Source organism: Thermogemmatispora onikobensis, from assembly GCF_001748285.1.
GTDB lineage: Bacteria > Chloroflexota > Ktedonobacteria > Ktedonobacterales > Ktedonobacteraceae > Thermogemmatispora > Thermogemmatispora onikobensis.
In genome coordinates, this window is sequence record NZ_BDGT01000003.1 from 142,696 (window position 1) to 165,341 (window position 22,646).

Annotated in this window: 19 protein-coding genes; 11 read left to right on the forward strand and 8 right to left on the reverse strand. The window is 59.0% G+C overall.

What is annotated here, in order from left to right:
- Positions 1-21: 21 nt before the first annotated feature.
- Complete coding sequence (locus tag BGC09_RS02605; protein WP_069801798.1) at positions 22-294, reverse strand: hypothetical protein; 273 nt, start codon at positions 292-294, stop codon at positions 22-24.
- Between the two features lie 27 nt (positions 295-321).
- Entirely contained in the window at positions 322-1,629 is a 1,308-nt protein-coding gene (locus tag BGC09_RS02610; protein ID WP_069801800.1) for an MFS transporter, read from the reverse strand.
- A gap of 474 nt (positions 1,630-2,103) precedes the next feature.
- Between BGC09_RS02610 and BGC09_RS02615 the strand changes: the two genes are divergently transcribed.
- Entirely contained in the window at positions 2,104-3,258 is a 1,155-nt protein-coding gene (locus tag BGC09_RS02615) for a glutamate--cysteine ligase family protein (RefSeq protein ID WP_069801802.1), read from the forward strand.
- Positions 3,259-3,279: 21 nt separating this feature from the next.
- On the opposite strand, the gene BGC09_RS02620 is transcribed toward BGC09_RS02615, so the two are convergent.
- The gene (locus tag BGC09_RS02620) at positions 3,280-4,053 is read right to left on the reverse strand and encodes a dienelactone hydrolase family protein (protein ID WP_069801803.1); all 774 of its coding nucleotides are present in this window, start codon (positions 4,051-4,053) and stop codon (positions 3,280-3,282) included.
- Between the two features lie 152 nt (positions 4,054-4,205).
- A complete protein-coding gene (locus BGC09_RS02625; protein ID WP_069801805.1) occupies positions 4,206-5,534 on the reverse strand; it encodes an MFS transporter in 1,329 nt (442 codons plus the stop codon).
- A 411-nt stretch (positions 5,535-5,945) separates the two neighbouring features.
- Here BGC09_RS02625 and BGC09_RS02630 point away from each other — a divergent pair, with 411 nt between their 5' ends.
- The gene (locus tag BGC09_RS02630) at positions 5,946-7,130 is read left to right on the forward strand and encodes an MFS transporter (protein WP_069801807.1); all 1,185 of its coding nucleotides are present in this window, start codon (positions 5,946-5,948) and stop codon (positions 7,128-7,130) included.
- Positions 7,131-7,197: 67 nt separating this feature from the next.
- Here the strand turns inward: BGC09_RS02630 and cobU are convergent, their stop codons facing one another.
- Both cobU and cobS read right to left on the reverse strand, forming a co-directional pair.
- A complete protein-coding gene (cobU, locus tag BGC09_RS02635; protein ID WP_245688566.1) occupies positions 7,198-7,836 on the reverse strand; it encodes a bifunctional adenosylcobinamide kinase/adenosylcobinamide-phosphate guanylyltransferase in 639 nt (212 codons plus the stop codon).
- 24 nt (positions 7,837-7,860) lie between these two features.
- A complete protein-coding gene (gene cobS / locus BGC09_RS02640) occupies positions 7,861-8,712 on the reverse strand; it encodes an adenosylcobinamide-GDP ribazoletransferase (RefSeq protein WP_084657864.1) in 852 nt (283 codons plus the stop codon).
- Between the two features lie 424 nt (positions 8,713-9,136).
- On the opposite strand from cobS, the gene BGC09_RS02645 reads away from it, so the two are divergent.
- The 9 genes from BGC09_RS02645 to BGC09_RS02685 all read left to right on the forward strand — a co-directional run bounded on the left by BGC09_RS02645 (position 9,137) and on the right by BGC09_RS02685 (position 20,058).
- Positions 9,137-10,471 (forward strand): amino acid ABC transporter substrate-binding protein, encoded by a 1,335-nt coding sequence (locus tag BGC09_RS02645; protein WP_084657865.1) that lies wholly within the window; start codon positions 9,137-9,139, stop codon positions 10,469-10,471.
- A 157-nt stretch (positions 10,472-10,628) separates the two neighbouring features.
- Positions 10,629-11,501, forward strand: a complete 873-nt coding sequence (locus tag BGC09_RS02650) for a branched-chain amino acid ABC transporter permease (protein WP_069801853.1) — start codon at positions 10,629-10,631, stop codon at positions 11,499-11,501.
- Positions 11,502-11,542: 41 nt separating this feature from the next.
- Positions 11,543-12,625 carry a branched-chain amino acid ABC transporter permease gene (locus tag BGC09_RS02655; RefSeq protein ID WP_069801809.1) on the forward strand — a complete coding sequence of 361 codons (1,083 nt, stop codon included), beginning with the start codon at positions 11,543-11,545 and terminating at the stop codon, positions 12,623-12,625.
- A 37-nt stretch (positions 12,626-12,662) separates the two neighbouring features.
- A complete protein-coding gene (locus tag BGC09_RS02660; protein WP_084657872.1) occupies positions 12,663-13,445 on the forward strand; it encodes an ABC transporter ATP-binding protein in 783 nt (260 codons plus the stop codon).
- Between the two features lie 2 nt (positions 13,446-13,447).
- Positions 13,448-14,272 carry an ABC transporter ATP-binding protein gene (locus tag BGC09_RS02665; RefSeq protein ID WP_218103938.1) on the forward strand — a complete coding sequence of 275 codons (825 nt, stop codon included), beginning with the start codon at positions 13,448-13,450 and terminating at the stop codon, positions 14,270-14,272.
- Positions 14,273-14,496: 224 nt separating this feature from the next.
- Positions 14,497-15,588 carry a LacI family DNA-binding transcriptional regulator gene (locus BGC09_RS02670; protein WP_069801813.1) on the forward strand — a complete coding sequence of 364 codons (1,092 nt, stop codon included), beginning with the start codon at positions 14,497-14,499 and terminating at the stop codon, positions 15,586-15,588.
- A 706-nt stretch (positions 15,589-16,294) separates the two neighbouring features.
- Entirely contained in the window at positions 16,295-17,716 is a 1,422-nt protein-coding gene (locus BGC09_RS02675) for a GH1 family beta-glucosidase (protein ID WP_084657866.1), read from the forward strand.
- Between the two features lie 686 nt (positions 17,717-18,402).
- Positions 18,403-19,125 carry a zinc ribbon domain-containing protein gene (locus BGC09_RS02680; RefSeq protein WP_069801815.1) on the forward strand — a complete coding sequence of 241 codons (723 nt, stop codon included), beginning with the start codon at positions 18,403-18,405 and terminating at the stop codon, positions 19,123-19,125.
- Positions 19,126-19,326: 201 nt separating this feature from the next.
- Positions 19,327-20,058, forward strand: coding sequence for a metal-dependent transcriptional regulator (locus BGC09_RS02685; RefSeq protein WP_069801817.1), 732 nt, complete (start codon positions 19,327-19,329; stop codon positions 20,056-20,058).
- Positions 20,059-20,112: 54 nt separating this feature from the next.
- Here BGC09_RS02685 and BGC09_RS02690 read toward each other — a convergent pair whose 3' ends face one another.
- Entirely contained in the window at positions 20,113-21,156 is a 1,044-nt protein-coding gene (locus BGC09_RS02690; RefSeq protein WP_069801819.1) for a universal stress protein, read from the reverse strand.
- A gap of 1 nt (position 21,157) precedes the next feature.
- On the reverse strand, positions 21,158-22,474 hold the full coding sequence (locus BGC09_RS02695) for an Nramp family divalent metal transporter (RefSeq protein ID WP_084657874.1): 1,317 nt from the start codon (positions 22,472-22,474) through the stop codon (positions 21,158-21,160).
- Between the last annotated feature and the right edge of the window lie 172 nt (positions 22,475-22,646).

A 22,646-nucleotide genomic window follows, 5' to 3' on the forward strand; every position in this document is an offset into this window, starting at 1 on the left:
AGGCAACCTCACAGGCAAGACTCAGGCTTCGCCAACCTCTATCTCCAGACAGCCTTCTTGCTCAGGCCAGTGTGCAGCCGTACCCAGCAGGGTACAGAGGCAGAGCGCCGTGGTGACAATTTCCTCGCGACCAGAGCCGTGAGGGTGCCAGGCTTGAAAGGCCCAGATCACTCCACTCTGTCGGACAGAGCTGCAGGCGTCTAAGCTGAGATCGTCGCGCTCGTGCGGATTAACGGCGTAATCGTCGACAAAGTCACCACAACTAGAGAGCACAGGGTGTCCTCGATAGATCAAGAACGCTCTCCAGGCGAGCATCTTTGATTAGGGATGGAAGCTTGATGATCCCAAAGTTGTCGCCTCGGCCTGATCCCCTTGCACTATCTGAGGCGGAGGGAGATTTTTGGCTTCCTGGCGCCGAATGATCAGCCCTCCAACGAGCACACAGAGACCATAGCAAAGTCCCATCATAAACCAGGGGAAGCGGAAGTTGATCAGATAAAGAGGAATGAACAGGTTGCTTCCGACAAAAGCTCCGATCAGGCCAACGGTGCTGTAGAGGCCCTGAATACGCGCGCGCACGTGGTTCCCAGAGAAGGCCGCCAGATGCGCATCAACGGCTGGCTGGATAAAGGCATAAACGATCCCATGCACAGCGAAGAGCAGCAAGGCCACCAGAGCCTGGCTCAGTACCCCATAGCAGAAGTAGAGCGGTACCTGGACCAGACCAAAGATTAAGATTAAGGTGGAACGCCGCCGGCGATCGGCTACTCTCCCCCCAAGAGGAGAGAAAACCGTGTTCGGCACCGCCCAGGCGGTGTATGTTAGGCCGATCAGGGCCACAGAAGCCTGCAAGTGATCGTGCATCCAGATTGGCGTCAGGGTGAGGTCAAAACCCAAATAGAGATAGTCGCCAAAAGCAATCAGGTAGGCAGCGAGCAGCGGCCAGGTAAACAACTCTTTGAAGACGCTGCTGAGAGCGGGCTGCTTCGCATTGCGGGAGTGAGTCCCCGGTCTGTTCCGAATGAGCAGTACAACGAGAACGATGCCTACCAGACGTATGACGATTGCCCCTATAAAGGCCCAGCTGTAGCCCAAGGCAGCCATCAATCCCCCAAGCGCCGGCCCGAGTAGAAAGCTGGCATTGAAAAAGGCGTTAAAAACTCCAAACGCTTCACCCTGCTGCTCAACAGGCACGGCATCAATAAGCAAAGCCCGCGCCGCCGGCAAGAGGGAGGCCGCCGCCATGCCTTCCAGGAAGCGCAGAACGATAAAGAGGAGTGGATCGGAAGCCGGCAGGTAGAGCGCCGAGAGCAACGCCTGCGCCGCCATGCCGATGAGGATCACTTGCTTGCGTCCCCAGCGATCGGCCAGCCAACCTAATGGGTAACCGAAGAGAAAGTCAGAGACCAGATAAGCAGAGGCCATCGCTCCGATGATCGGCAATGAGGCCCCATGCGCCTGGGCATAAAGGACACGTACCGGGTTGATCATCGCCGTGCCTATATAGGCCCCAAGCACAGAAAAAGAGATGGCCAGCAGGGTTCGGTTGCGAAAGCCAGGACTGTCGAGAACTGACTTGACGAGACGCTGAAGGGCAAAAGCTGGACGATATCGTTTGTTTGCAGTCATAGGTGTAATAGTGATGGACCCTCTTCCTGCGCTCACCAACAGCGCAGCGTAAAGGGCAGCCGTTGTATTCTATCTCTCCTCTTCCTCAAAGGCAAGAGAAGGAAGATCTACCCGCTTCTCTCCTGACTATCCCGGCTACTCACTCACTCCTCTGCTCCCACTTTATCCCTTTGGTCAGCTCCTCTTCTGCCCCCCCTACAGCCACCTGAGTGCCCGTGGGTACCGTACAATGATGTATTCCTGATACTACACTCTACACCAGTAGTGCCCTTCCCCTTGACGCCAATGTTAGGCCATGCTAATATCTGAGTTGCTTACTCTGAATTGGGATCGTCCCTTGCGCCGCCGCAAGGGAAGCGCGGCTCTCCCCTAGAGGTGGTGAGTGGCTGGTGAAGGTAGCTCTCCCCTCTCCACTATAGGGCGACTCCCAGGTAGCTCGCTCTTGGTCTCTATTTCGAGCAAAGGACAAGATAGATGAGCAATTTCCGCTTTGGCATCGAACATGAGGTGGCTTTTCTCGACCACAATGGACGCTTTGTGGATTTCGTTTCAACTTCCTACAGCCAGCTTCAGGCTGTGATCGATGAGCTGCCGCTCTATCCCGCCGATGAACAGCAGCTGCGCATCGGCGATGCCGGTATCCGTCTTAAGCGCTGGTACCTTGAAGCGCTAGAGCGCCTCAGCCCTCAAGGCGAGTGGCTGACCTGCCTTCCCAAGGGGATAGAAATCAGGACGACCATTCATCCTGACATCCAGGGTGCTATCCATGAGCTAGAGGAGAGCTTCACCCTGCTTTGCCAGGTAGCTGCTCGTCACGGCTTCACCCCCGTCTTGACGAGCTATAACCCCTACCAGACTTGCCTCATTCTCGATCCCCCCCTCAATGCCTATGAGTGGCGCTTGCTTGATCGCTCGCCAGAAGATCGCACTGCTCTGAGCACCTTCCTGACCTATGGTCCCGATCTTAGTTTGTCATGCTCCAGCTGGTCGACAGAGCTGTTGATCGATCGGGGGCGCAAACTGACTTATTATAGTCCTTATATTGTACCTTTTAGCTTCAGTTCCCCTTTTTACGAGGGCAAGCTCTGGGAAGGTCTCTCGGTGCGCACCTTTCTCCGAACCGGTCAGCGCCCGGCAGCCCTGGTCTTCATTGCAGATGAAACTCAGCTGCTCTATAGCAGCCCCTCGCTGACGAAGCTGGCGCGTATTCCGGCAGAGATAGGGAGGCTGGAGTTTAAAGCCTGCGATAGCTGCGCAGATTTCTCGCTCTATGCCGCCCTGCTGGCTCTCCTTCAGGGCCTGACCCTCGATGATACCTTGCCCGGACGGGCCACCGTGCCCGACGCTCATCTCCATCAGCGTGCAGCCCTGCGCGGATTTGAGGACGAGGAGATCTTTGCGGGAGCGCAGCAGCTCCTGACCGCTGCCGCCCAAGCTTTGGAGAAGGAGGAGAGTCGCCCGTTGCTGGAACCGCTCTTCACACTTCTTGAGCGGCGTCAGACACCTGCTCACCAGATGATCACACGCTACCGCCAGACGGGGAGCTTGAAGGAGGCCCTGCGCTTCCCCTACCTGGCTTCACAGGGAGCAGCCTGCGAAACCAGGCAGGGCAACACAGGGATGCCATGAAGCCCGCTGAGGGCAGTGGATCTAGGTACGATTGTGACTATGGGCGGCAATGAAGTCGCGCACGCGCTGCCAGGCATCGGCACAGGCTTCAGCATATTCGCTGTAGCGGCGGTCAAAGAAGCTATGGGGAGCTCCTTCATAGATATGGATCTGGTGCTCAAGACTGCGCCGGCGCAGTTTTTCCTCTAGCTCGTGAACCTGGCTGACAGGTATACCCTGATCAGCCCCGCCAAAGAGACCGAGCAGTGGATACGCCAGTTGATCGGCCCGCTCCAGAGCTGTACCATTGCCTGCAATAGGTCGGCTCAGCCCCGCATAAAAGGCCACCAGGCCGGCAAAGCCGAAGGAGCGATCGCAGCCCGAGAGGATCGTTAAGCTGCCACCCATGCAGAAGCCAACGGGGTAGGTCGCTCCTTCGGCGCTGGCATGGCTACGCAGGTAGTCAAGAGCTGCCCTCACATCCAGAAAAAAGTTCTCTAGTTTGAGTTGCTGGACATGGGGCCAGAATTCAAAAGAATCGTCACGCGCTGTTAATCCGGCAGTTCTCCCAAAATAGTCGAGCGCGATGGCGGCGATTCCTATGTCAGCAAAGCGCAGGGCTAGCTCTTTGTAGAATTGATGCAGGCCACGGACGTCAGGATAGATGATTACCTGCGCTCCCGTGGGGGCCGCAGGACGGGCAAAGTAGGCGGCAAAGCGGTTGCCATCTGCGGCAGTGAGAACCAGGTCTTCTCCCTGGGCTTGCCCATCCGCACCGTCTGGCACGGGTGGACGGGCATTGTCGTCGTAGCACATGGCTTGAGTAGCCTCCCTTGCTAATCTCTATTTCCTTGTCTTCCCTGATGATAGCGCATCGGGCAAGATTTGCAATGGGTCTTCAACCAGGCAAAGTGCGAGCAAACAATGGCTCTTGCCCCACTGAGCCAGGTGGGGCTGACGGCCTCCACTCATCCTGGCTGGTCGGCGCCATTCCGTACGGCCAGACCGACCCGGCCCCGCCCGGCAGCGCGAGGGGCCTCTCGATCTGGCCGCCTCTCCGGCAGCAAGGCCCCCAGAATGATCAGGAATAGACAGGCGATGAGGACGGGAAGAAAGGCAAGGGCCGGCAGTCCGAAATGATCCCACAGGGCTCCGCCAATGAGTGGCCCGATGAAGGCCACTGCATAGGTGAGCGAGAGGGTCATGCCGGTCAGCCGGGCAACTTCACCAGGCGAGGCCAGCAAGGCGGGCAGCGCTACCCCGAGGGTGAAGACGAGGGCCGAGCCAGCACCAATGAGGGCCGCCCAGAAGACTCCCAGCCCGACAGGCGAGAGGAGCCAACCAATCAGCGAGACCGCACAAACTACGCCCGCCCCAATAAAGGGCCAGCGCCTCCCCGCCAGCCGCTGGGCAAAGAGGGTGACCACCAGACTCGATGGCAGTTGGGCAGTGTTGAAAACGCCTAGCACCAGGGGAGTGGCGGCTGCTCGCTGGAGAGCCGTGTTATAGGGGGCAATCCAGGCATTCATGCCGAAATAGATCAGGCTTCCTCCGCCAAGTAAGATGCCCAGATGCCAGGCGTTGACACGCCGCCCTTGCTTTGCTCTTGCAGGACGAGCCTCTCCTTCCTGCAGTGACGGCGGGGCCGCTTCTAGCTGGGGCCCCTCCGGCAGCTCCCGACGCTGGCCGGTCTCTGCACGTGGCGCGAGTAGAAGCCAGCCTACCAGCAGGACGAGCGCCGGCACCCCCCAGAAAATAAAGGTGGCTCGCCAGTTGCCAGGACCAAAGAAGCGCTGCATGAGGGGAACAGTCAGTCCAGCAGCCAGCGCCTCCCCAATGATTAGACCATCGCTAAAGAGGGCCGTTACGAGACCAACAGAGCGCGGGAACCAGTGACGCGCCAGGGGCGGGACGGCTGTCTGAGCAAGCACAATGCCGAGACAGAGCAATAGAGTAAAGCAAAAGAGCGTCACCGCCGACGGCCACAAGGCCCGCAGGATCGCCCCTATACCCAGCAGAAGCAGACCAATGGCGACGCAGGCCCGCTCTCCGAGACGCTCGACGACTAGACCAAGCGACCAGGCGCTCACACCAAGAGTCAGCGGCGGGAGCGCTGTCAACAGGCCCACTTCGAAATAAGAGAGCGCCAGATCATGCTGTACCAGCGGTAGCACTGGAGGGACTCCCAGAATGATGGATCGGAGATTAAACCCAACCAGGGTCAGTAGGCCGCAACAGAGAATCATGCGCCAGTTGGAGATGGAACGGATCTCTGCATCAGCTGATACCTGTTTCAATGCTCTGCTCCAGAGATGAGGTTTGAGGGGAAAAGGAGATGAAACGTGCTTCCATCGTGAGCGGCTGCCCTCTCATTATAGGTCGCCTGTCCCCCGGATCGCAAACCTTGTTTTTTGACAAAGGATGCTACCCTACTGGAGTCAACAGCGACTGAGCGCGAGGCCACTAGCCGAAGAGAGGGTAGGAGGCCGCTGAGTCCAGCCGAGCGAAAGATCGTTTCTCTGCTCTCCTTATCTTACTGGGCATACGTACAAGAGCATAAAATAAGGGGCGCGGGGGACAGCAACGCAGTGGTGGGGAACAAAACGACCATCACCGAGCCTTCGACGAGCAGGCCATCTTGTCTTGACACTGTCTATCGGCTCTTTCCTCGTATAAACCAGGAGAGCAGAAAGGGAAAAAGGCTGAGTATGAATAGCCTGACGCTCAAAAGAGCGGCTTTTCGCTTCGTGTTACTGATCGGTATTTTGAGCTTCTTTGCGGACTTCACTTATGAAGGGGCCAGGGGCATTCTCGGTCCTTATCTGGCACTGCTCGGGGCTGGAGCCGCCTTGATTGGGGCCGTAACCGGGCTGGGTGAGCTACTTGGCTACGGTCTGCGCCTCGTCTCTGGTCCTCTGAGCGATCGTACTGGCAAATACTGGCCGGTGACAATTGTGGGCTATGTGGTACAGATGGCCTCGGTTCCTCTGCTAGCTGTAGCGGGTAGCTGGCCATTGGCCGCTTTATTGATCATTCTCGAACGGGCCGGTAAGGCGATCCGTAATCCACCGCGAGACGTCATGCTCTCACAGGCCGCCCACGAGATGGGCTATGGCTGGGCCTTTGGTTTTCACGAGGCCCTCGATCAGTTTGGGGCCTTGCTGGGACCACTCGCAGTGGCTGCGGTACTGGCCTGGCAGGGGAACTACCGCCTGGCCTTTGCCTCGCTGGCAATCAGTGCAGCGCTGACCCTGCTACTCCTCTTGCTGGCGCGTCTGCTCTACCCCCGCCCTCACGAGCTGGCACCCGCCGCTCCGGTGGCCGCCCGCCAAGAGCTGTCGGCTACGTACTGGATCTATCTGGTCGGGGCTGTTCTGGTAGCGGCTGGCTTCGCCGATTTCCCTTTGATTGCCTATCATTTCACCCGCGCCTCCAGTGTCCCCTCCACCCTGGTTCCGGTCTTCTATGCCATTGCGATGGGAAGCAGTGGCATAGGCTCACTGCTGTGTGGACGGCTCTTCGATCGTCTGGGGATGGGCATTCTGATTCCTTTGACAGCGCTGGCAGCTCTGTTTGCCCCCCTGGTGTTCCTGGGGGGCTTCTGGCTGGCACTGCTCGGCGTGGTCCTCTGGGGTCTCGGCATGGGCGTGCACGAGTCGCTTATTCCCGCCGCGGTGGCCCTGATGGTTCCTGGCCACCGCCGGGCTTCTGCTTACGGTATCTTCACCGCAGGCTATGGTATCTGCTGGTTCCTGGGCAGCGCCCTGATCGGCCTGCTCTACAGCCTGGCGTTACCGCTCGCTATCATCTTTTGCTTGCTGGCTGAGCTGCTGGCCATTCCCTTTTTCGTGATCGCCAGTCGCCAGCTGCAGCAAATCTCCCGCAAAGCCTGAAACCTTCGCAGGTGCTACTGCTTACCCAACTGGTGTTCACCCCTCCACCAGCTCAGACGAGTAGCGGCTAGAGGTCATCATCAAGCCTGGCCTCTAGCCCTTCGGCCTGCCAGCGCTTGAGATCAAGAGGAAGGCCGGCGATGAGGAAATAGGCCCGCGCAGCGGCTCTAGCCAGGCGCTGATTGACCAGACCCAGGAGGTCACGATAGCCTCGTCCCAGGGGGGAGAACGGCACAATGCCTAATCCTACTTCGTTAGAGACCACGATGAGCTGCTGATCAAGGCGCAGAGCGCGCGCTGCCTGCAGAAGCCGCTCAACTTCCCCAAGCACATGAGCCTCCAGCTCGGGGCTGACCGGGGCAATCTCTGATTCCGCTCGCCCCTGGGACAGCAAGAGGTTGCTGAGCCAAAGTGTCAGACAATCCAGCAGCAGCACATCAGCAACACTGGCAGCTTGCTGAATAGCCCAGCCCAGCCGCAGCGGCTCTTCAAAGGTATACCAGTCTCCAGGACGCTCGGCCCGATGCCGACGAATTCGCTCCACCATCTCCTGATCGCTCGCCGTTGCTGTGGCAATAAAAGCAACAGACCGCTTGCTGGTTGCCGCCAGACGTAGAGCGAAGCGGCTCTTGCCGCTGCGCGCCCCTCCCAAGATAAATGTCAGCTGGGCGATGATGGCTTCAGCTTCAGTATGTTCTCTGTTCACGTGAAACGCACTCCTTATCTTCATCTAAAGGGAAACATGCATCAGGAGGAAGAGGAGCAAGGCACATACTTCGCAGATTTCGCCAAAGGCCCCACAAATGTCGCCCGTGAGGCCACCGAGCGAACGGGTCACGGCCAGGCCCAGGCCAAGGATGAGAAGATTGCTCAGTAACCAGACAAAGAGACCGATGAGGTGAGCGAAGAGGAGGGCAATGAGTACAGAGCCGAGGCCAGCCAGGAGGAGACGACGCAGGGTCACTGCCTGATGGAAAGCAGCCCCCAGCCCATCGGGACGCGCCGCCGGGAAGAGGCCGCCAGCCAGCACCATTGCCCAACGCCCAAGGGTCGGCGCAACCAGGAGAGCCGCCAGCAAACTCCAGAAGGGGAGACTGGCCAGAATAGCGAAACGCAGCAACAATAGCGCAAAAGCACCCAACACACCAAAACTACCAACACGGCTATCATGCATGATTTCCAGACGGCGCTCGCGTCCAATGCCCCCAAAGAGACCATCGCAACTGTCCATGACTCCATCGAGGTGTAGGCCCCCCGTGAGCATGATCTCGGCCACGACCAGCAGCGCCGCCAGCACGAGGGCGGGAACGTGAGGGGCGAATAAGGTTGCGAGCAAGCAGAGAATGGCTCCGACGATCAGGCCGACAAGAGGGTAATAAACGCTCCCCACGATCAACGTGGCACGTTCCTCTTTGGTCCCCGCTAATAGGCGCCGTCCCGGTAACGGCAAGATGGTAAGGAAGAGAACTGCCGCGACAAGCTCAGCATATTGATTGCGGCAGAAACGACCCAGCCGGGTCCACGGTCGCCAGATGGCTTGCAAAGCCAGGCCGGATCGCGAATTATTGGAGTGTGTGTGCATACCATTGCCTCTCTTCGCTTGCAGACAGCATTGGCTAACCACAGGCTTAATTCAGCGGGTCAAGCATGGATAAGCAGCTAAACGATTAACGCTGGCTTTTACCAGTTTACCGCTCCCTGTCTGACCTATTATAATAGAAATTGTTCAATCTATTTGACCAGCGCAGCGATGCATTGCAGAGATGGACAGGCAGTGAAGCGAAGCAAAGGAGACAGCGCCCAGGCCAGGTGTTGCCGTTGGCGGGCAGCCCTGGAAGGGGAGGTCAGGCAAGGACAGGCTGACCGTGCTGTGCGACTAGGTTATCGCCTGGTCCATCTCGCGCTCTCCGCGTCCGCCTCGGGCCAGGCGCAGCGCCAGTCATCTTGTTACGCCGGTGCTGACAGCTCCAGCGCCACCCGGAGAACCCAACGATGGGGGAGAAGCCATGACTCGCCTTTTCAGCTACCTCCACCTCCCGCGGCGCTATCTTGCGCACACGGGACACGACTCGTCCTTTCAGTCCCGGAGCAGCGCAGTGCGCTCGCCGTTGCCGACTGCCCTTCTCTCGCTACTTCTCGCTCTCTTCTGCTCGCCAGGATTGCTGGCCTGTGGTGGGACCGCGAGCAGTAGCAACACCTTGCTCTTTGGGGCTCCGCTTTCGCTCACGGGGTCCACTGCGACCGAAGGCCATCTTACTCTGGAAGGCTACCAGCTTTGGGTGAAAGAGGTCAATGCCCACGGCGGCATTAAAGTGGGGAACACCACCTACCAGGTCGCGCTCAAGTACTATGATGATGGCAGCAGTCCCACCCGGAGCGCTCAACTCACGCAGCAATTAATTACCGCTGATAAGGTCAATTTCCTCCTTGGCCCCTATGGCACATCGGCCACCCTGCAGGATGAAGCTATCGCTGAACGCTACAAGATCCCCATGGTCGAAGCCAACGGCGCCGCCAAAGCGATTTTCTCTCGTGGCTTCCACTACATTTTCGGCGTGCTCAGCCCGGCTTCCGAATACGCCAAGGTCATGTTGGAAGCAGCCCTGAGCCTGCCCAATCCGCCGAAGACGGTGGCGATTATTTCGGCCAATGACTCCTTCTCTGAGGAGGTGGCCACCGCCGCCCGCGACTTCGCCCGCAGTCAGGGCATAGAGGTCGTGTACTACCAGACCTATCCATCAGGGGCTACCGACCTGACAGGAGTACTGACGGCCTTGAAAACTTCAGCCCACGGCGGTGTCCCCGACATGCTGCTTGGCTCGGGCCATGAAAGTGAAGCCGTAACGACCATGAAGGAATGCAAGCAGCTCAATATCAATGCCAAACTCTATGCCTTCACGGTTGGTCCCGCTACCCCTGACTTCATCACTTCGCTCGGACCCGACGCGAACTACGTCCTGGGGTCTTCACAGTGGACCCCCCAGGAGCACTACCAGGGCATCGACTTCTTTGGGACTCCGGCCAACTATGAGCGGATCTACAAGCAGACCTTCGGCCATGAACCCTCCTATCAGTCTGCCGAGTCCACCGCCGCTGGCCTGGCCTTCCAGTACGCGATCCAGAATGCTGGTTCAATCGACCCTCAGAAGGTACGCGATGCCCTGGCCCGGCTCAATATTATGACCTTCTATGGTGTCATTCGTTTCGATGCCACCGGAGCCAATACGTTTAAGCCGATGGCTACTATCCAGATCCAGAATGGCCAGGTGGCGACCGTCTACCCGAAGGAGGTCGCTAACGCGCAGCTGCTCTATCCAACTCCTCCTTTTTCTCAGCGCTAGCGTTCCTCACGAGTTCGCTGAGCAAGAGTGAGAACGAGAAAGGAGAACGCTGCCCCGGGTCCGCCACTACCAGTCAATGAGGGGCAGAGCGATGCTGGCTTTAGCTGTCGGAAGCCTGCCTGTGCGCAGGCTTCCCTTTCATAGAGAGGTATCTGCGATGCTGATTGTGCAGGTAATTGTGAACTGGCTGCTGTTGGGCAGTCTCTACGCCGCGGTAGCCCTGGGCTTTTCGCTGGTGTGGGGGATCATGAATATCGTCAATCTCGCCCACGGCGCTTTCATCCTGGTCGGGGCCTATACTGCCTACTGGGCCTTTACGCAGCTGCACATCGATCCGTTTCTCGGCCTCCCTTTGACCATGCTGCTGCTCTTCTGCCTGGGCTGGGTCGTGCAATATGTGGCGATTAATCGCGTTATTCGTGCACCTTTTCTGATGACGTTCCTGCTCACTTTCGGCCTCGATCTGCTCATTGCCGACGTGGTCCAGCTCTTGTTTACCAGTGACCGGCGCTCGATTAATACCGCGTACAGTGGCTTTGGCCTGACGCTGGGGGCTCTGCACATTCCTTTTGATCGTCTGCTAGCCGCTCTGATCGCCGTGCTCCTGACAGCCGCCCTGAGCCTCTTTCTACAACGTACTCGCACGGGGAACGCTATTCTGGCCACCGGTATGGATCGCGACGCAGCACGCCTGATGGGCATCCGCATTGACCGCATCTACGCCCTCACCTTTGGCCTTGGGGCGGCTCTGGCCGGTGCGGCAGGGGCTATGCTGGTTGAGCTGTATCCCTTTGACCCGTCACAAGGGGGCGTTTTCACGCTGCGAGCCTTCGTCATTGTCGTGCTCGGGGGCTTGGGAACCCCCTGGGGCGCCCTCGCTGGTGGGCTGGTCTTTGGCCTGGCCGAAACGGTTGTTCCTTTGCTCCCAGGCATCGGCCCCGGCTATGATGACGCCATTGCCTTCGCCCTGATGGTCTTGGTGCTGATCATCCGTCCGCGCGGTATTCTGGGCAAGGCCTTCTACGCTTGAACGACGATGACGGTGAGCTAAAGGCAAGAAGGAGAGACACGATGTCTGGACCGAGGCGTAAGCCTTCAACGTCGCCCACTACTACTACCTCTGAGCCGACAGCAGAGCAGCAGCCAGCCCAGCCAAGGCCAGGCACTCGCTGGCTCTGGTCGCTGCTGACGGGCTTGATGATCCTGGCTCTGGCGGCCCTGATTCCGCTGAGCGGCGACGCCGCTACACTCCATACCTGGACCTTGATTTTGATGTTCGCCGCCCTTGCTCAAAGTTGGAATTTCCTGGGCGGCTTCACCGGCTATGCCTCTTTTGGGAACGTTTTCTTTTTCGGCGTCGGCGCCTATAGCACCGGCTTGCTGGTGCTGGCTGGTCAGCCATTCTGGCTCGGGCTAGTGGCCGGAGCCGTGATCGCCGGTTTGCTGGCCTTTCTGCTTGGTTTACCCGTTCTGCGCCTGCGGGGACACTATTTCGCTATCGCGACACTAGGGATCGCCGAAGCTACGCGCGAACTCGTCGCCATTCGCAACCTTGGTGGCAGCGGCGGCGAGGTTGAGCTGCCTCTGCCAGCCCTCTCCGATGCCGCTTTTTACTTCCTTTTTTGGTTGCTGGCTCTGGCATGTTTCCTGCTGACTGCCTATCTGGCGCGTAGCAAACCCGGCTATGCGCTGATCGCCATTCGCGAGAGCGAAGAGACCGCTGAGGCAATGGGAATTCCGACTTACTGGTATAAGATAGGGGCCTTTGTGCTCAGCGCTGTGCCCACAGCCCTCGCTGGCGGCCTCTACGCCTACTGGTCGACCGGCTTTGACCCGCCGACAGTCTTTGATGTCGGCATTTCGGTGGAGATGGTCCTCTTGACCGTGCTCGGTGGAGCAGGGACGCTGCTCGGTCCCCTCATCAGCGCCATTCTGTTCGAGCTACTCTCGTTCCAGTTTCAAATCAGTGGCTCGGCGTTCCACAACTCGCTGTTGGGCCTGACGATTGCGATTGTCACCATATTCATTCCCCAGGGCCTGGTGGGCCTCGTGCAGGAATTTTTCCGCCCGCTGGCCCCTGGGGTAAGCCGCCGGCAGTTGCTGGTAGAAGGAGTGCGACGTGTCCGACGTGTTATCGCCGCCAACGGTGTCTGAGCCAGCAGGCACAGGAAGACAGCAGGAGCCGCAGCCATTGCTAGAGCTGCGGGGCGTGAGCAAGTTCTTCGACGGACTCCCCGCCGTCAAGCAGCTCGACTTTGCCGTCCGGCGCGGCGAGATTGTAGGCATTATCGGCCCCAACGGCGCCGGCAAGACTACCATGATCGGCCTGATCAGCGGCTCACTGCCCTTGAGCAGCGGACAGATTCGTTACCGCAGCCAGGATATCAGTCGCCTGCCTCCTCACCGACGGGCCTCTTTAGGCATTGCCCGCACCTTTCAGGTAACTCAGCCGTTCAAGGGCCTGAGCGTACACGAAAACGTGATGATCGGCGCCCTCTTCGGACGACGTGGTCTCAAACAGATAGCAGCGCGCGAGGTTGCGGAGACGGTGCTGGAGCGCGTCGGCCTGGCGGCCAAGGCCCATTTCCGGGCGGATCAGCTCACGGTCGCCGATCGCAAGCGGTTGGAGCTGGCCCGCGCTCTGGCACTGGAGCCAGAGCTGCTGCTGCTCGACGAGGTGATGGCCGGCCTGACGCCTACCGAGGTGGAACAAGCGATCACGCTGATTCGAGCCATCCACGCTAGCGGGGTAACTGTGCTGGTCATTGAGCATGTGATGCAGGCAATCATGGGGCTGTCGCAGCGCATCATGGTCTTGCATCAGGGCAGCAAGATCGCTGAGGGCCCCCCAGAACAGGTCTTGACAGATCAGCGCGTCATCGAAGCCTACCTGGGTGAGCGCTACGCGCGCACGCAGCAGGCTCGTCTGGGTACAGCACGCCCGGTCCCCCAAAGGGATGAGAAGGAGGAGTAGGGATGCAGCTACCGGAGCCACGTTCAGGATCGGGCGCTTCGAGCGCCCACATGGAACCCACTTCCCGACAGGGCGCAGCGGCTCCCCATTTAGACCCGGAGCTCCGTCAGGCACTGCTGGAAGTAGAGCACCTGGAGAGCGGTTACGATGAAACGCGCGTGTTGTGGGATGTTTCACTGGAAGTGCACCGCGGCGAACTGGTGGCCCTGGTCGGCGCCAATGGCGCAGGAAAGTCGACCTTGCTGGCCACCCTCTCGGGCCTCTTACCAGCCTGGGCAGGCCACATTCGCTTCGCCGGATATGATGTTACCCACCGACGAGCCGAGGAGATCGTCCGGCTGGGCCTGAGCCACGTCCCCCAGGGCCGGCGCCTCTTCAGTGCACTGACCGTGGAGGAAAACCTCTTGCTCGGGGCCTATACCAGGCGCGCTGGCTCACAGCAGGCCATCAAACAGGAGCTGGAGGAAGTCTATACGCTTCTGCCAAAGCTCCGCGAGCGCCGCCGCCAGTTGGCTGGCTCGCTCTCGGGCGGCGAGCAACAGATGTGCGCTATTGGCCGCGGCTTAATGAGCCACCCTGAGCTGTTGCTGATCGATGAGCTTTCACTGGGCCTGGCTCCCCAGGTTGTGGATGATCTGCTCAGCGCGCTCGATGCCATCCATCGCGAGAAGGGACTGAGCCTTCTGTTGGTCGAACAGGACGTGCAGATTGCTCTGGAGCGAGCTGACCGCGCTTATGTCCTTGAAAACGGCCATATTGTCCTTGAAGGAACAGGCAGCGAGCTGCTGCAAAACGAGCGCGTGCGCACCGCCTACCTGGGAGCCTGAGCGCCAGACGAGCTCGCTTCTGTCGCTCCCTCAGCGCGCCCACCTTCGGGCAGTGACGCCGGCGTAGCCTTGCCCTCTTGACATGAAAGCGGTTTCATATTATGCTTACGTAGAAAGCGATGAAACCGCTTTCATCCTGAAGGCCATGAGAGGGGGGCAATGGAAGGTGTTGAAGAGAGAGAAGAGGATAAACCTGGGAATGCAGCAGGGAGGGAGCAGGCAGTATGAAGCCAAAGGTGACGATTGAGGATATTGCTCGGCTGGCAGGTGTATCGAAGGCCACAGTTTCGCGGGTGCTCAACGAGCGCAGCAATGTGAAGGCAGAGACACGCGAGCGAGTGCTGCGTGTCATGCACGAACAAGGTTTCGTACCCAGCCTGGCAGCTGCGGGGCTGGCCGGAGGAAGGAGCCGACTGGTAGGAGTGTTGGCTCCGCCTTTGACACAGCCGACCGTTCCTGAGATCCTGCGCGGCGTGGCCGAAGCGATCGAGCACACCGACTATGAGATTGTCCTCTACAGTACGAATGCTGGCCAGAGTCCAACGACGATTGTCAACCGCATTTTGGCGCTGGGGCTGACCTCCTGCCTGCTAGTCATTCAACCAGGACCGCTGACCCCGCGCCTGCTGCAGCTCGCCTCTCAGGGCTTGCCGGTGGTTGTGATCGACGACCAGGGACCTTCGCCGGAGCTACCGTCGGTCGGCATTGACAACTGCGTCAGTGCCTATCAGGCCACTCTGCACCTGATCCGCCTCGGCTACCGGCGCATCGCTCACCTGCAAGGTCCCACCGAATTTCGCTGCGCGCAGGAGCGCTACCAGGGCTATCGCCAGGCCCTCGATGACGCCGGTCTTCCTTTTGATCCGGCCCTGGTCTTCAACGGCACCTTCGAGACGAGCAGTGGACGAACCTGCGCTGCAGCTCTGGCTGCGCTACCACCTGCGGAGCGTCCCGAGGCTCTCTTCATCGCCAATGATCAGATGGCCTTCGGTTTCTTGAGTGCCGCTGAGGCCCTGGGCCTGCGCATTCCCCAGGATCTTGCTGTCGTTGGCTTCGACGATATTCCCCTCTCGGCGCATGTGAGGCCAACATTGACGACCATCAAGCAGCCATTCTATGAGATGGGGCGTAACGCTGTCGAGCTGCTGCTCTCGCTGCTGCATGGGCAGTCATGGCAGCCCACCACTGGCACGGAGGGTGGATATCAGCCTCCCATCCGCATCCAGCTTCCCACTCGCCTGGTGATTCGCGAGTCGTGCGGAGCATTGACTTTGCATCGTCGACAGGAACAAGAACATTCTTTGAGCGATGAATGAGCGAGTGCGCGAGTGCAGTCCGAGCGACAGCCAGGCCAGGTTTCTACAGGGATATGACCGGTATTACCTGCCATCCTGGTGAGACTGATCCTGTTGTCCTTCTCAAACGATGAGAGGTTGATGATACCTCTCAGAGAGAGAGGAGTACCACCGCAGTGAGGCGTTAGCGCTGTTCCAGCTGGCCATAAGCAAGCAGACATTCCTGAGCACGTGAGAGAGCGAGTGAGCGAGCAAGCGACGAGAAGGCAATGATGGCTCTCCGGTGCTTCTCTCTCTCACCTGCTTATTACCCCTTCAGCTTAGTAGGGATGCTTCTTCTCGCCTGGAAAGCAGACATGGACGTGAGTTTGACAGGCAGGGATGCCGCAGGGGTAATCGCCATCACTCACCGATGGGGCGACTGCACTTGCGGTCGCCCCATCTTTATTCAAACTTTGTCTGCTTACCTTGCGTCGCCGGAGCCAGGGGGAAGTATCAGCTAGCCTCGCTCAGCCTGGGCCTGTGCACGGGCGAGCCGAGTTTTCAGGCAATATACTCTGATAGAGAATTGAACGATCTCTATCTGTTCGACATTCTATCAGCAGCATCGGGGGAGACAGAGACAACACCTATGGCAGCCACAGCGATACAGCCGGTCGCAGCCCGGCCCGAACTATACTATTCCGGCAAGCGGCTCCTCGCCGCTCCATCTGAACAAGGAGGATTAATGGGTCAACCAGCGCGTACAGCTCCTGCTATCCAGCACCATCCAGAGGCTCTGGAGGTCAGCGCCAGTTTTCCGCCCGATTTCTTATGGGGAGTGGCCACGTCAGCTTATCAGATTGAGGGTGCGGCCTATGAGGATGGACGCGGTCCTTCTATCTGGGACGCTTTCTCAGGGACCCCTGGCAAGACCTACCAGGGCGACACCGGTGATATCGCCGCCGACCATTATCACCGTATGGAGGAGGATGTCGCTCTGATGGCCCGTCTGGGCATCGGGGCCTACCGCTTCTCGATCTCCTGGCCGCGGGTGCTCCCCCAGGGCAAAGGTTCAGTCAACAGCCGTGGTCTTGATTTCTATGAGCGCCTTGTTGATTGCTTGCTCGCTCACGAGATCACGCCGCTGATTACACTGTTCCACTGGGACCTGCCCCTGGCGCTCCAGGGAGATGGTGGCTGGCTTAACCGCGAGACGGCTCTGGCCTTTGCCGACTATGCAGAGATTGTGGCCCGTCGCCTGGGCGACCGCGTACGCTGGTGGGCAACGCTCAATGAACCCTGGTGCAGCGCCTATCTTGGTCATGGTTCTGGCGAGCACGCCCCGGGCCTGCGCGACCTCCAGGCTGCTATTATCGCCGGTCACCATCTGCTGCTGGCCCATGCTCTGGCCTTGCCACGTCTGCGCACCCATACTCGCAGCGACGCACAACTGGGCATTGTTTTGAACTTCACCCCCGTCTATCCAGCCGATGAGCGGCCCGAGACCCAGGAAAGTGCGCAGCAGGCCGATGTCTTCCATAACCGCTGGTTCATCGAGCCTCTCTACTGCGCCCGCTATCCTGAAGCGCTCTTCTCGGCTTTGCAGGTCCAACCTCCAAGAATGGAGCCAACTGATCTGGAGCTGATTGCCGCGCCCACGGATTTCCTGGGAGTCAATTACTACACCCGCCTGCTGGTACGCGCTAACGCTCCGGCTAACGGCGAGCCGATCTCTGCTCGTCTGGCCCATGAAGCGCTGGCCTCAGTCCCCGGTTCCTGCTATACGGAAATGGGCTGGGAGGTCTATCCTTCCGGTCTAAAGGATCTGCTGCTGCGTCTTCAACGGGATTATCAACCAAAGGCAATGGTGGTAACCGAGAATGGGGCTGCTTTTCACGATGAATGGGATGGCAACGAGCATATCCACGATGGTTGTCGGGTTGCCTACCTGAGCCAACATATCCAGGCCCTGGGCGAAGCCCTGGCCACAGGGGCCGCTGTCCGCGGCTACTTTGTCTGGTCGCTGTTGGATAACTTTGAGTGGGCTTTCGGCTACAGCAAGCGCTTCGGCATCGTCTATGTGGACTACCCCACTCAGCGGCGCATTGTCAAGGATAGCGGCTACTGGTACGCTTCCTTCATCGCCGCTCGCCGCTCGCACTCCTGAATAAAAGGGCAAGGCATACGCTGAGCTGAGCCAGAGCAGGCGGAGAAAGAGTCGGTCGCTTCGCTCTGGCTCACCACAAGACCTGATCTGCCCTCTGGCCAGCCCCCACTCCTTCACCATCTCGCAGTGCAGCGTATGGCCCCCCCGCTGATCTAGCACAGACGCGCACCAGGCTCAGAGAGCCGTAAGTATACAACCAGGCCGAACGGTTTTAAGAGACAACATGAGGAGAGAGCAACCTTTTGTTCTCGCTTGCCATTGCCTTTTCTCCACGGTCAGATTAGAATGAAAAAGTAGCTCTCCCAGGCAGAAAAGCGGATATACCAACCACAGGGATCTGCCGTCCGCCCTGGCCAGTTGGGAAGCGAGAAAGTCCGAGGCTGACCGACAGGAAGCACTTGTGAGGCCAGGCGCTCTGTCGAGGGAGGGCCTATCTCACTTGCTTTTACCAATCTGCACCGGCCCCTGGGGGCTGCCACGAAAGAGAGGGAGGAAGACCAACAGGGTCCCTGGCTGCGGCGCGCGTTGAGCCAGACAAGAGAGACATGGTGCTCGCGCTCCGGTCTGGTAGCGCCACGACAGCTGATGCTAGTGCCTGCAGGGGGTCAGGCTAGGTGGCGCGTTGGTTTCTCGTGTTTGAAATTTGGGGAGGGCGCGGCCTTCATCTCTGCCGCGTAAAAAGTGCGATGAAAAGATGCTGTCCCAGCTGTGGTCGTGAGAATGATACGGCAAGTAGTTTCTGCGCCTTTTGCGGCAGTACCCTGGCAGAGGCGTACACCGATCTGACTGAGCTGCTGCCACGAGAAGAGCAGGCAGGCTATGTGAATGCCCGGCTTCCACTCGCCTCGGATCTGCCCAATCCCTTGGACGAGCGGCAGTACAGGTCTTTGACACCCCTGCTTGCTTCACCAGAGATTGCAGTCCCCTCCTATTCATTGGAAGGGGCGGCCTTTGATCCTTATGCACAGGGAGCGAGAGCACAGAAGCCAGGACCGTATCCTCTCTCCGGGGCCCTGTCTGTCTCTCTCTCACCAGAGCAGCAGCAACGGCGCCGGGGCTGGGGGGAGAGTGTGATCAGCACCTTGCTCTACCTGTGGGGAGCCTTTTTCGCTTTTTTCGGCGTGGGCGGCCTCTCCTTATCGATGCCCTCGATAGTGATGGGCAGCCTCATACTGGGAGTCGGCGCCTGTGAGCTGGTGGTTCTCCCCCTCGTATTGCTCCTTCATCGCTATCCCCATCTGCGTCTGGGTAAACGTCTGTTGGCCGAGGGCCTGACCCTGCTCATCGGCATCCCGCTTGTGCTCCTGGCTGCAGTCTTGAATGGCATTGCTGAATCCCTGGCTTACTATGCTCTGGGCATGGTTTGTCTCCTCTACGGGGTGGTGACAATGGTGCTGGCCTTCTGGTGAGAAAAGCCCTTGCGACCTGGCCGGTGGACAGGTACCAGGCTCGGGCCACGCTGGCGATCGACCGCTCAACGGCACGGCTCCACTGGCCCACCCAACTGCTGCCCACCCTTGCCAGGCGGTCCCTTGCCATGCCTTGCCTACATGCTGAAGATGTGATATAGATTTCCTGCATTAGAAATTTCAGAATCGGGATATGAGCGCATGGATGAACCGATACAGGCACTGGCCCCGCGCGTCAGCGATTGCTTGAAGGTCATCTACACTATGCAGGAGCGCGGCCAAAAAGTCTCAACCTCGGCGGTGAGCGAGCGTCTGGGGGTCAGCGACGCTACCGTGACCTTGCTCTTTAAAGAGTTTGCCAAGGCCGGCTGGGTCCAGCATACTCCTTACCGCGGCGTTTGCCTGACCCCGCTGGGAGAGCGCAAGGCGAAGGAGGTCATTCGCCATCACCGGCTGCTGGAACTGTATCTGGCACGCGAACTGGGCTATAGCTGGGACAAAGTGCATGAGGAGGCCGATCGCTTGGAGCACGTGATCTCGGAAGAGTTTGAGGAGCGGCTCGACGCCCTCCTCGGCTACCCGACCGTTGATCCCCACGGGGACCCCATTCCCAGTAAGGAAGGGGTCATTGCTCAACGCCCAGGCCAGCCCTTATTGCAGGTGCCTGAAGGGCAAACAGCCCGTATTCTGCGCGTCAATGATCAAGACGCAGCCAAGCTGCGCTATCTGGGACAGATGGGCCTGTATCCAGAAGTGCAAGTGCGCGTGATTGAACGGGTCCCCTTCGGTGGGCCGCTGCGCATCCTCGTCGGCGAGGAGAGCCAGGCCGTTGAGCACCTGCTGAGCGCCGAACTGGCGGAACAGATCACGGTGAGCCTTCAGGAAGACGAGGACGATTCAACAGACTGCCTCCAGCCCAGCCTCTCATCTTGAATAAGGTAGCAGCCAGGCCGGGGCGCTGGCTAGCCGTCAGCCATGACGTTGCCGTCACAGGCTTGTGGCGCGCACCAGCAGCAGCGGTACGCTCACGCGCCCTACTAGGCGTGGGGCTACACTGCCACTCAGCAGCGCATCTAGCCCAGCCCGAGCGTGGCTGGCCAGAACAACCAGATCTATCTCCTGGCGCTCAAGCAGCTTGACAACCTCCAGCACGGTCTCGCCTCGCAAGACTTCCCCTTGAGCCTTGACTCCCTGCTTCTGACACTCCTCGACAACCTGCTGTAAATAGGAGCGTGCCCCCTGTTCAGCCAGGTCAAGGACGGCGTGCATAGTGGCAGGCAACATGGTACCTGAGACCGCCGCCTCTCCCACTAAGGTTGTGAGCGTCGGGATCACAAAGACCAGGCATAGCCCGGCTTCAAAAGCGCGCGCCAGAGCAGTGGCCGCCGGCAACGCCGGCTCGTGTTCCGGGGTCCCATCGAGAGGCACTAGAATGCGTCTTAGCTTGAAGGACGGCGCGCTCCCATCTTTGCGCGGCTGGACTAGCCAGATAGGGCAAGAACCTCGCTGCAGCACCTGCTGGGCAATGCTGCCGAAGAGAAGATCACGTACACCTCCATTGCCATGTGTACACATGACCACGAGGTCGCTCTCTAACTCCTCCACATGCTCCACAATGCCCCGCGCAACGCTCTGTTCCCGATTCTCGTGAACATGCACAGCAACCGCCAGATCTTCCAAGCGCAGACGCGCAGCTACCTCTTCAAGGTAGATCTCAGCCTCAGCACGGTCGCGTAGATGTCGTTCACCATGTACCTGAGACGGCGGATGTTGCTCCAGAATATGCAGGAGCACGATCTCACCTTGATAGCGCTGGGCCAGGGCCGCTGCACTCGGAAGCACAGCCTCGGCCAGGCGCGAGCCATCTAAGGGAACGAGGAGTCTTAGCCTGCCACTCTTCCCCGCAAAGACTTTCTCACACTCGCTCCCCAGGTCAGGCCCAGACTCTCGCGCAACACGCTCCCCAGCTCCTCGCTTGATAGCCTGCTGCTGACCGCGATCGCTTTCTCCTTGCTCACAAGCAGGCAACATTTTACCAGCCTCCTGTAAAGACCTGATACAAGAGAAAGACATTGAGAGCTATAATCAGACCGGCAACCAACCAGGCCAGAATGGTCGTCAGTCGGCTGTTGACTAATATCCCCATGATATCATGGCGCTGCGTAAAGAGGATCAGAGGCACGAGAGCAAAAGGGATGCCAAAGCTGAGCACCACTTGGCTGATGACCAGGGTTCTCGTCGGTTCCAGGCCAAGCATGATCACGAGCAGAGATGGCAGCATGGTCACGAGACGCCGCAACCAGACGGGGATCTGGCGATGGAGAAAGCCTTGCATAATGACCTGGCCCGACATCGTGCCTACGGTCGAGGATGAGAGCCCCGAAATGAGGAGGGAAATAGCAAAAACCCAACTGGCGGCACTCCCGAGCAGAGGCTGCAGGGTACGATAAGCCTCTTCAAGAGTGCCAACCTGGCGCAGTCCAGCCTGAAAAAAGGTGCCAGCAGCCATAATGAGCATGGCCGCATTGACAAAACCAGCAATGCCCATCGCGATCAGAACATCGAGTAGCTCATAGCGGAAGAGGCGCTTGAGACGCACAGGGTCACGGACAACGATCCGCCCCTGGGTGAGGGCCGAATGCAGATAGATGACATGGGGCATGACGGTAGCCCCCAGGATGCCCGAGGCCAGAAGAATGCTCTCGGGACCGGCAAATTGCGGCACAAGGGCATGATAGGCAATGGTCCCCCAGGCAGGCCGCACCAGGATGGTCTCGATGACGTAACAAAGCGCAATGATGCCCACTAGCGCACTAATGACCGCCTCCAAGGGGCGAAATCCGTAGCGTTCTAGTCCTAAGATCAGGAAGGTGACGATGGCTGTCAGAAGGCCGCCGAGTAAAAGGGGGATGTGAAAGAGGAGCTGAAAACCTACGGCGGCTCCGAGAAATTCAGCAAGATCGGTGGCCATCGCCACGATTTCAGCCAGGAGCCACATGGCCCATACAACAGGACGCGGGAAATAGGTGCGACACATCTCGGGCAGATTCAGCCCGGTGGCAATTCCTAGCTTGGCAGAGAGGGCCTGAATGAGCATGGCCATCAGGTTACTGGCCACGATCACCCACAGTAGCAGGTAGCCGAAGCTGGCCCCTCCCTGAATATTGGTCGAGAAGTTGCCTGGGTCAATATAGGCTACGCTGGCAATGAAGGCCGGCCCCAAAAAAGGAAGAACCCGACGCAGAAGACCACGCCTGGTGTGGCCACTCAGCACTTCGTTGGCCGCCCTCACTGTCCCCCGGCTCTCTTCCCCTCCGTTGACTGCGATTTTCGAGGACTCTGACCGCATAAACATCCGCTCCTATGACGTTCTCTTGATGGGAAGATGGCGTTGACTACCTCGCAGACATGACTGACTGACTGACTGACTGACTGACTGACTGACTGACTGACTGACTGACTGACTGACTGACTGACTGACTGACTGACTGACTGACTGACTGACTGACTGACTGACTGAC